Source organism: Paenibacillus sp. FSL H8-0537 (assembly GCF_038051995.1).
In the GTDB taxonomy this organism is placed as follows: domain Bacteria; phylum Bacillota; class Bacilli; order Paenibacillales; family Paenibacillaceae; genus Pristimantibacillus.
In genome coordinates this window covers 1-10,000 of the sequence record NZ_CP150290.1, presented here as the reverse complement: position 1 = coordinate 10,000, position 10,000 = coordinate 1, and the positions used below count along the sequence as shown (strand labels likewise).

Here is a 10,000-nt window from a genome sequence, read left to right as displayed (position 1 = left end):
TACGAGTAACCGTTGCTACTGTATCTTCATCGCGGGTATTAATCAATTTAACGCCCTGCGTATTGCGCCCCATCGTAGAGATACCTTCCATGCTTGTCCGAATCAATGTGCCTGATGCAGTCATAATCATTAGATCCTCATCATTTACAACGACCTTCAAGCTGACAATCGGTCCGTTCTTATCCGTAACGTTAAGCGTCTTAATCCCTTTACCGCCACGGTTTTGAATACGATATTCGCTCATTGGTGTCCGTTTGCCATACCCTTTGGACGTAACAATCAGCACATCATTATCATTCATGACGATATCCATATCAATAACAGCATCGCTCTCATCAAGCTGGATACCCTTCACGCCTGTAGCCGAACGGCCCATAGAGCGCACGTCATTTTCAGAGAAACGAATCGACATGCCTTCCGCAGTTCCCATAACAATCTCCTGTTGACCGTCTGTCAGCTTGACGCCAATCAGATCATCATCTTCACGCAGCGAGATGGCAATGAGGCCGACTTTGCGAATGTTGATATAGTCATCGAGAGGCGTTTTCTTCACGACACCTTGACGGGTTGCGAAGAACAGATAATGATTAGGGTCAAAATCCTGTACAGGAATAACCGCATTAATCGTCTCGCCCTGCTCGATTTGAATTAAGTTAATAATCGGCGTACCGCGTGCTGTCCGGCTGAGATCAGGAATCTCATAAGCTTTCAGCTTGTACACCTTGCCTTTATTGGTAAAGAAGAGCAGGTAGTGATGCGTATTGGATACAAAAAGATGCTCGACGAAGTCATTGTCCTTCGTATCCATACCAACGACACCTTTACCGCCCCGCTTCTGGCTCCGATAAGTCGTAACCGGCAGGCGCTTGATATAGCCGCTGTGCGTAATGGAAATAATAACATCCTCGCGAGGAATCAAATCCTCATCCAGAATTTCCTCATCACTAGCCGTAATTTCCGTACGACGCTCATCGCCAAAACGATCTCTAATCTCATTGAGCTCTGTGCTAATAATAGCAAGCACGAGCTGCTCATCAGCGAGAATCGCTTTGAATTCGGCAATTTTTAATAGAAGCTCTGTATATTCTGCTTCAATCTTATCGCGTTCCAGACCTGTAAGGCGCTGCAAACGCATATCGAGAATGGCTTGTGCCTGCTCGTGGCTTAGATCGAATCGAGTGATCAAACCTTCACGTGCTATTTCCGCTGTTTGGGAACCGCGTATCAACGCAATAACCTCATCCAGATGATCAAGGGCAATCCGATAGCCCTCCAAAATATGAGCGCGGGCTTCGGCTTTCTTCAAATCGTATTCCGTACGGCGACGAATAACCTCGATTTGATGCTGCAAATAATGATAGAGTACTTCGCGCAAATTCAACGTCTTCGGCTCGCCATTTACAAGCGCTAGCATATTAATGCCGAAGTTGGATTGCATTTGCGTCTGTTTGTATAAGTTGTTGAGCACTACGCTAGGATTCACGTCGCGGCGAAGCTCGATAACGACCCGCATACCATTACGATCAGACTCATCACGCAAATCCGTAATGCCGTCGATCTTCTTCTCCCGAACGAGCTCAGCAATTTTCTCAACGAGACGGGCTTTATTTACTTGATAAGGCAGCTCATACACGATAATACGCGCTTTGTTGCCATTCTCTTCAATCATTGCGCGCGCACGCATAGTCACCGTTCCACGACCCGTCAAATAAGCCTGACGAATGCCGCTTAGTCCCATAACAATACCTGCTGTTGGGAAATCAGGACCTTTTACAAAATCGATTAATTCAAGCGGTGTAATATCCGGATTAGCAATCAACGCCTGTACACCGTCGATAACTTCCCCCAAATTATGCGGAGGAATGTTCGTTGCCATACCTACAGCTATCCCTGTTACACCATTGACTAGCAAGTTAGGAAAACGCGCCGGCAATACCGCAGGCTCCTTCTCTTCACCGTCATAGTTCGGAATGAAATTCACTGTTTCCTTGTTAAGGTCACGCAGCAGTTCCATTGCAATCTTCGATAGACGAGCTTCCGTGTAACGCATAGCTGCTGCCATGTCGCCATCAACCGAACCGAAGTTGCCGTGACCATCTACCATCATGTACCTCATTGAGAAATCCTGTGCCATACGCACCATAGACTCATACACAGCCGAATCACCGTGAGGATGATACTTACCGATGACTTCGCCTACAATCCTTGCGGATTTTTTGTGAGGCTTGTCCGGTGACATCCCAAGCTCCGACATTGCGAATAAAATCCGGCGATGAACAGGCTTGAGTCCATCCCTTACATCGGGCAATGCGCGACTTACGATAATACTCATTGCATAGTCCATAAAGGAATCGCGCATTTCCGTGCCTATATCACGGTCTTTAATCTGCGAATATTGTTCTTCCGCCATGCTTTACCTCCCTGACGTCTATCTGCAAACCTGTAAACATCATTGTCTCTCTAGTTCTTTCTCAAATAAGACGATACTAAACCTAAATTCTACGCACATAGTCGAAAAAATAGGTTAAATACCGTATTCCGTAACGCTCCGATTGCCATAAAATAAACAAATCCAACTTTTATTATACCACTCATTCTAAACTCTGTCTCCTGCCGGAATAAGAAACGATAGGCTCAGGCAGTGATTCAAAGAAAGGGGAATCAAGCTTGTCTATACAACGCGTTACTAGCAAATGGGCTAAAACACAGGTGCTCCTGCGCTCCGAACATTTACGCGAATACATGCCTGCTACCGAGCTGTTCAGCAAAGAAAGCCTGCTTGCTATGCTCACCCAATACAGCATGGTTTATGTAAAACCCGTCAACGGCACCTTTGGAAAAGGGGTCATTCGAGTCGAGCAATATGCCGCTCCAGGCCGAGGCTTCCGATACCAGATTGAAACCAGTGTCCGCACGTTCGCAACCTTCGACCAATTGTACAACAGCCTTTATCCCTATCAAGTGGGCAAACGCTACCTCGTACAAAGAGGAATATTCCTGCTTCGCCATCAGAAGCGGCGCTTTGATATCCGCGTGATGGTACAGAAAAATCCGCAAGGCAGCTGGGAAGCCACGGGCATCATCGGTCGTCTCGCTCATCCTGCAAAAATCGTCACCAACTACCATAGTGGTGGCACGCCAATGCCTTTCGAACAGCTCATGAATGGTCATCTGTCCGCAACTGAGCAGCAAGCGTATAGACAGCGTTTGAACAAGCTAAGCCTATCCATCGTCCACCAGCTGCATCAGGCTTATCCGCGAATTAAAGAAATCGGTGTCGATATTGCAATCGATACGAGGCTGCGCCCATGGATATTAGAGGTCAATACCTGCCCCGATCCTTTTATTTTCCGCAAGCTTCCCGACAAATCCGTGTTTCGAAAAATATATCGTTACGCCGTTGCCTATGGCCGGTATAAAAGAAAATAGCCGCTGCTAGTGCATATCCTCATACTGCGCGCAAGGCTCCGTATAAAAACACATTCTAGAAACGGCTATTTATAATTTAAAAGCGGCAAGCTATGCCGCTGTACTTAAAAGATTCAGCGAGTAATGAATCAAAGAAAAGCTAAATGTCGAGATTTTTAACACTTAAAGCATATTGCTGGATGAAGTTACGACGCGGCTCAACGTTGTCGCCCATCAACGTATCAAAAATCGTATCAGCTTCAATGGCGTCATCAATCGTTACTTGAAGCATGGAACGGCTTTCCGGATCCATCGTGGTTTCCCAGAGCTGGACAGCATCCATCTCGCCCAAGCCTTTATACCGCTGAATGTTAATTTTGCCGGTTTGGCCGAACTCAGCAATAATTGCATCACGTTCCTTCTCGTTCTGCGCATAACGAATGACCTTGTTGCGCTCGACTTTATAGAGCGGCGGCTGGGCGATATAAATATAGCCCGCTTCGATAATTTTGCGCATGTAGCGATAGAAGAACGTCAGCAGCAGCGTACGAATATGTGCGCCGTCAACGTCGGCATCGGTCATAATAATGACCTTGTGATAACGTGCCTTCGCCAAATCGAAGTCCTCGCTGATGCCCGTTCCAAGCGCTGTAATAATCGCTCGAATTTCTGCATTGCCGAGAATCCGGTCGAGTCTTGCGCGCTCAACGTTCAGGATTTTACCACGCAGTGGCAATATCGCCTGGAAGTGACGGTCACGACCTTGCTTAGCCGAACCACCGGCCGAGTCACCTTCTACGATGTACAGCTCGCTGATTGCCGCATCCTTGGAGGAGCAATCCGCCAGCTTACCTGGAAGCGAGCTGACTTCAAGCGCACTCTTACGGCGCGTTAGCTCACGCGCTTTGCGTGCTGCTTCACGTGCTCTAGCTGCCTGAAGGCCTTTTTCTACAATTTTGCGAGATACAGCCGGGTTCTCATCGAGAAACTCCTGAAGCTTCTCTGCAAGAAGCGATTCGACGATACCGCGAACCTCGCTGTTGCCTAGCTTAGTTTTCGTCTGTCCTTCGAATTGCGGCTCAGGAATTTTGACCGAAATAATCGCTGTCAAGCCTTCGCGCACATCATCACCGGAGAAATTGGAATCATTGTCCTTCAGCAAGTTCGTTTTGCGGGCGTAGTCATTAATAACCCGAGTGAGCGCACTTTTGAAGCCGGACTCATGCGTTCCACCCTCATGGGTATTAATATTATTCGCGAACGAATAAATATTTTCGCTATAGCCGTCGTTATACTGGAGGCCCAGCTCTACCTGAATATGATCCTTGGAGCCCTCAACATAAATCGGCGATTCATGGAGCGCTTCCTTGTTCCGGTTCAAATACTGAACGAACTCATTAAGGCCGCCTTCGTATCTGAATGTGTTTGTCATTCCCGTACGCTCGTCAGTCAGCGTAAGTTCAATGCCTTTATTTAGAAAAGCAAGCTCCCGAATCCGGGACTGCAAAATATCGTATTCATAAACCGTCGTCTCGGTAAAAATCTCCGGGTCCGGCTTAAAGCGAATCGTCGTCCCTGTATCCTCCGGCGACGTCTCTCCAATGACCTTAATATCTGAATCCGGTGCTCCGCGGCGATATTCCTGCTGGTGAATTTTCCCCTTCAGCTTGACGGTTGCAACTACATGCTCCGACAAAGCGTTGACGACAGAAACACCAACCCCGTGCAAACCGCCGGAAACTTTATAGCCTTCTCCGCCAAATTTACCGCCGGCATGAAGCACGGTCATAACGACTTCAAGCGTAGATTTCTTCAGCTTGGCGTTCTCGCCGACAGGGATACCCCGTCCGTTATCGACAACGGTAATACTGTTATCTTCATGAATCGTCACATTTATTTCGGTACAATAGCCAGCAAGCGCTTCATCGATACTGTTATCGACAACTTCCCATACGAGATGGTGGAGTCCCTTGCTGCTTGTGGAGCCAATATACATACCAGGGCGCTTGCGGACTGCTTCCAGTCCCTCTAGCACCTGGATCTGACTCTCGTCATACGTATGCTGCGGATTCAAAGACATTAATGCTCACTGCTCCTCTCAACTGCTCTTGCTACACGTTATTCTAGCCCTTGTCAGCCATTCGCTACAAAATGATGAGCTCGCTTCTTCAAGGTAGAGGATGAAATTGGCGAATAATAGATTTTCTGCTTCGTAACAACGATGGATTTCGGCTCCTCTTCGCCAATCGTCTCCACGTCCTTGCGCTTGCGAGCGCCTGCAACGAACTGTTTGGATAACTTGGAGGATTGCTCTATGGATATATCGAAAATGGCTACCAGCTCGGCAGCCCGAATAATTTTCTCGCCGCCCAAATGGATATACATGCTCCCCCGCCTCCCGATCGTTTGCGCTTATCCGCGCGTCACTTGGCCTTCACGCACATTATAGATACAAGCGTCCTGCAGCTTGCTAATATTGACGCTCTCAAGCCCGGTTGTCGTGATGAACGTCTGCACCTTGCTCTGAAATGTTTCTATGAGCTGCGTCTGCCGGTGCTGGTCAAGCTCAGACAGAACATCATCAAGAAGCAGCAGCGGATATTCCCCAATCTCCTCAGCAATCAGCTCAATTTCTGCCAGCTTTAGCGAGAGTGCGGTTGTGCGCTGCTGTCCCTGGGAACCATATACAGATGCCTCTTTGCCGTTAATAAAAAAGGCCAAATCATCGCGATGAGGCCCAACGAGCGACATCCCTCTGCGAATCTCCTGCTCTTTCACTTGTGTTAACTTTATCATAAATTGCTCAAATAAAACAGATTCATCTTCCGGCTCGCCGCTGCCAAGCGATGGGCAGTAGGTAATTGTGAGCTGTTCGCTGCCAGCCGTGATGCCAGAATGGATCTGCTCAGCCCAGCGCTGCAGTTTATGTATGAAGTGTTCCCTTTTTTTCATAATTTTAACACCTAGCTCGGCGAGCTGTGTATTCCATACATCCAGCATCGTCTGCTGCATGGAGCCAGGAGAAGCAGACTTCAGGTAGTTATTGCGCTGTACAAGCACCTTGCCGTATTGCTGAAGGGTATGCAAATAACCGGGCTGCACCTGACCGATTTCCATATCCAGAAACCGTCTGCGTACACCCGGCGTGCCTTTTACAATTTCGAGATCCTCCGGCGCGAACATGACTACATTCAGCGACCCGATGAAGTTGCTCAGCTTGCGCTGCTCGAGCCCGTTAATTTTCGCTTTCTTGCCCTGTGTCGACAGCAGCAGCTCTAGCTGAGCCGTACCATAACGCTTATCTACCGTGCCTTGCAAGCGAGCCGAATCTGCTTCCCAGCCAATCAGCTCCTTGTCCTTGGACGTACGGTGCGATTTGGTGAGGGCAAGCGCAAATATTGCTTCCAGCAAATTCGTCTTGCCCTGGGCGTTCGGACCGACGAACAGATTGACCTGATTACTCGTCTCCAGCTCAAGCTGTCCGTAGTTGCGGTAATTTTGCAAATGAATATTTTTTAAAAACACGTCTGCTGCCCCTCCCGGTCCTTAGCTAATCATTATGAACCGGTAACAGTAAAGATACCGAAGCCTTCTACTTCGACACGGTCCCCGACATACAGCTTGCGTCCACGTCTGTTATCCGTCTCGCCGTTGATCGTAATCTTGTTCTCCTGCAGAAAAAATTTAGCTTGTCCACCTGTGGATATACAATCCGATAGCTTTAAAAACTGCCCCAACGGAATATATTCGGTGCGAATGGCAACTTCCTTCATCGTGGCTTGCCCACCTTCCTCTTCTCGAGCTCTATCTAAAATTTCCGCAAACACTCTCGCGAGGCTGCTACGTTGTTGTCCGGTAAGGCAAAATAACGTACATGTTGTACGAATGATCGGTCGGCTTAATGATAATCGGGCTCATAGCACCTGTAAAGCCGATGAAAATTTGCTCGCTGTCAATTACTTTGAGCACATCAAGCATAAATTTGGAGTTGAATGAAATGCGCAGCGGCTCGCCTTCAAATTTTTTGGCATCGATCTGCTCCGTTACGCGGCCAAGCTCGGTTGAGCTTGAGGAAATTTCGATCGAATTGTCATCAAGCGTAATCAGACGCACAATATTCGTCTTCTCCTCACGCGACATCAAATAAGCGCGGTCGATCGCATCCATCAAATTTTTTGTATCGACGACAAGTTCTGTTTTGTACGTCTGCGGAATAATCTTTGAAGTATCTGGGTACATGCCATCAAGCATACGTGTGTAGAACAGCACATTGCCGAGCTTGAACATCACTTGGTTGTCAGCTACGACAATATCCACGAGCGCATTATGCTCAGGGACAAGCTTCGACAGCTCGACCAGCGTTTTTGCAGCAATAATGACATTAGAGAAACGATATTCCGGATCCGTTTCGGTATGCGCATTGCGGCTCGCCAGACGGTGGCGGTCTGTTGCTATAAATTTCAGCTGCTGGTTGTTAAGCGTCCATAATACGCCGGTTAATACAGCCGTTTGCTCATTGGTGGATGCGGCCAGTACCGTTTGGCGAATCATCGTTTTCAACAAATCGCCTGGCATTTGAAATAAACCGTTCTCTTCAATAGACGGCAAAATTGGGAATTCCTCTGGATCAAGACCAACCATCTGGATGTCGGAGGAGCCGGAGCGGATCATCGTTTGGAACTGGGCGCCTACTTGAATTTCAACATTATCGGATGGCAGTTTTTTTATAATCTCGACAAAAAATTTAGCTGGGAGTACAACGCTTCCCGGTTTATCCACATGTGCAATAAATAAATTATCGCGTTCTACCGGGATAAAGCTCTGAATAGATATTTCAGTATCGCTTGCTGTTAAGGTTACACCTTGATGGGTAACATCTATTTTGATTCCGCCAAGAATCGGTATGGCTGGTCTGGAGGAGATTGCTTTCGCTACCTGCTGGATCGCATCGTTTAGTTCATTTTTTGAAATCGTTAATTTCATAATTTCTCTCCTATATCCGCAGGGAGACATCGCGAATCATAGTGGATGTTCCACGAATGTCTTATTCCGCTTATGGATGATGTTTTTTTAAAGATTTTTAGTAGTCGTAGTAGTAGGGGACCTGAATATGTGGATAAGTGGGACAAGCGCTGATAGATCAAGCCTATCCACATGTGTATAGACTGTGTATAGGCTTGTGTTCGTTTTCCGTATAAAAGTGGATAACTTTTCAGCGCAATTTGCTCTGCATAACGGCTTACGTATGATTTTTGATTTTTTCAGTCAGGTTTTGCAAAATTTTGTACAAGTCCTGATCGATTTTAAGCTGCTGCGTAATTTTCTCATGGGCATGAATGACTGTTGTATGGTCCCGCCCGCCAAAAGCTTCGCCGATCTTTGGCAGCGAGTGGTCCGTAAGCTCTCGAGAGAGGTACATGGCGATTTGCCGCGGATATGCCACAGCTTTCGTCCGTTTGCGCGCCTTAAACTCCTCAAGCCGCAGCCCATAAAACTCCCCGACCTTCTGCTGGATCTCGTTAATGGTAATCAGCTTCGGCCGGCTTGAAGGAATAATATCCTTGAGCGCTTCCGCTGCCAAATGGGAGGAGATATCCTGATTAATGAGCGAGGAGTAAGCGACAACCCTGATCAGGGCGCCTTCCAGCTCACGAATATTCGTATCGATCTGGTTAGCGATATAAACCATCGCTTCATTGGGAATATCGAGATTTTCGGCCTTAGCCTTCTTGCGCAAAATAGCAATCCTCGTCTCCAGGTCAGGCGCCTGGATATCGGTAATTAGACCCCACTCAAAGCGGGAACGAAGGCGCTCCTCCAGCGTCGGAATTTCCTTCGGCGTACGGTCGCTGGAAATGACGATCTGCTTGCGCTCTTCATGAAGCGCATTGAAGGTATGGAAAAACTCCTCCTGCGTCCCGTCTTTACCGGCCAAAAATTGAATATCGTCAATGAGCAAAACGTCGATATTCCGGTACTTATTGCGGAAGCTTTCCCCACGGTTGTCACGAATCGCGTTAATAAATTCATTGGTGAATTTCTCCGACGAAATATACATGATCTTCGTATTGGGATTGTGATCCTTAATATAGTGGCCGATCGCATGCATCAGATGCGTTTTTCCAAGGCCAACACCGCCGTAGAGAAACAGCGGATTGTAGGCTTTCGCCGGTGCTTCAGCTACCGCAAGCGATGCCGCATGGGCAAAGCGATTGTTGGCGCCGATAACGAATGTCTCGAACGTATATTTGGAATTCAGCACATGGGTATGGCTTTCTTCCTGTACGACGGGCACATCCATCGCTCTAGGCGGCATCATAGCTGCCGGCTCGGCGCTTCGCGCCTCTTCAATGGAAAAACGCACATCGACCTGTCTGCCTAGAAATTCAAACAGGGTTGTGCGAATTAGTTTTGTATAACGGCCTTCCAGCCATTCAGCTGCAAATGTTGTCGGTGCCGTAACTTCAAGCAAAGTATCATTCACGAACGAAGCTTTGGTTGCCTTAAACCAAGTATCAAAACTTGGCTTGCTCAGCTTCGTCTGAATAATTGACAACACTTGCTGCCATATATCATAAGCATGGCTGTCCAC

At 47.6% G+C, this 10,000-nt stretch carries 8 protein-coding genes (1 of these 8 cut by a window edge); 1 reads left to right on the top strand and 7 read right to left on the bottom strand.

Annotated features, from left to right (window positions below; translation table 11 throughout):
• Positions 1–2,410, bottom strand: partial view of a DNA gyrase subunit A gene (gene gyrA, locus MHB80_RS00040; RefSeq protein WP_341280293.1) — the 5' portion only. It extends 95 nt beyond the left edge of the window; 2,410 of the gene's 2,505 nt are visible here — the first part of the coding sequence; its start codon is at positions 2,408–2,410; its stop codon lies beyond the left edge, outside the window.
• Positions 2,411–2,667: 257 nt separating this feature from the next.
• Between gyrA and MHB80_RS00035 the strand changes: the two genes are divergently transcribed.
• Positions 2,668–3,429: a YheC/YheD family protein gene (locus MHB80_RS00035; protein WP_341280292.1), complete on the top strand. Its 762-nt coding sequence runs from the start codon at positions 2,668–2,670 to the stop codon at positions 3,427–3,429.
• A gap of 139 nt (positions 3,430–3,568) precedes the next feature.
• Here MHB80_RS00035 and gyrB read toward each other — a convergent pair whose 3' ends face one another.
• The 6 genes from gyrB to dnaA form a co-directional block, all read right to left on the bottom strand.
• Complete coding sequence (gyrB, locus tag MHB80_RS00030) at positions 3,569–5,488, bottom strand: DNA topoisomerase (ATP-hydrolyzing) subunit B (protein WP_341280291.1); 1,920 nt, start codon at positions 5,486–5,488, stop codon at positions 3,569–3,571.
• Between the two features lie 53 nt (positions 5,489–5,541).
• Positions 5,542–5,793: an extracellular matrix/biofilm biosynthesis regulator RemA family protein gene (locus MHB80_RS00025; RefSeq protein ID WP_028608695.1), complete on the bottom strand. Its 252-nt coding sequence runs from the start codon at positions 5,791–5,793 to the stop codon at positions 5,542–5,544.
• Positions 5,794–5,820: 27 nt separating this feature from the next.
• Positions 5,821–6,933, bottom strand: a complete 1,113-nt coding sequence (gene recF / locus MHB80_RS00020) for a DNA replication/repair protein RecF (protein WP_341280290.1) — start codon at positions 6,931–6,933, stop codon at positions 5,821–5,823.
• A gap of 32 nt (positions 6,934–6,965) precedes the next feature.
• Positions 6,966–7,181, bottom strand: coding sequence for a S4 domain-containing protein YaaA (gene yaaA, locus MHB80_RS00015; RefSeq protein ID WP_341280289.1), 216 nt, complete (start codon positions 7,179–7,181; stop codon positions 6,966–6,968).
• Between the two features lie 67 nt (positions 7,182–7,248).
• Complete coding sequence (dnaN, locus tag MHB80_RS00010; protein ID WP_341280288.1) at positions 7,249–8,391, bottom strand: DNA polymerase III subunit beta; 1,143 nt, start codon at positions 8,389–8,391, stop codon at positions 7,249–7,251.
• A gap of 256 nt (positions 8,392–8,647) precedes the next feature.
• The gene (dnaA, locus tag MHB80_RS00005) at positions 8,648–10,000 is read right to left on the bottom strand and encodes a chromosomal replication initiator protein DnaA (protein ID WP_056036004.1); all 1,353 of its coding nucleotides are present in this window, start codon (positions 9,998–10,000) and stop codon (positions 8,648–8,650) included.

Coding starts and splice junctions, on each gene's coding strand:
- gyrB (WP_341280291.1), bottom strand. CDS start 5,488: ATGTCTTTGAATCCGCAGCATACGTATGACGAGAGTCAGATCCAGGTG.
- MHB80_RS00025 (WP_028608695.1), bottom strand. CDS start 5,793: ATGTATATCCATTTGGGCGGCGAGAAAATTATTCGGGCTGCCGAGCTG.
- yaaA (WP_341280289.1), bottom strand. CDS start 7,181: ATGAAGGAAGTTGCCATTCGCACCGAATATATTCCGTTGGGGCAGTTT.
- dnaN (WP_341280288.1), bottom strand. CDS start 8,391: ATGAAATTAACGATTTCAAAAAATGAACTAAACGATGCGATCCAGCAG.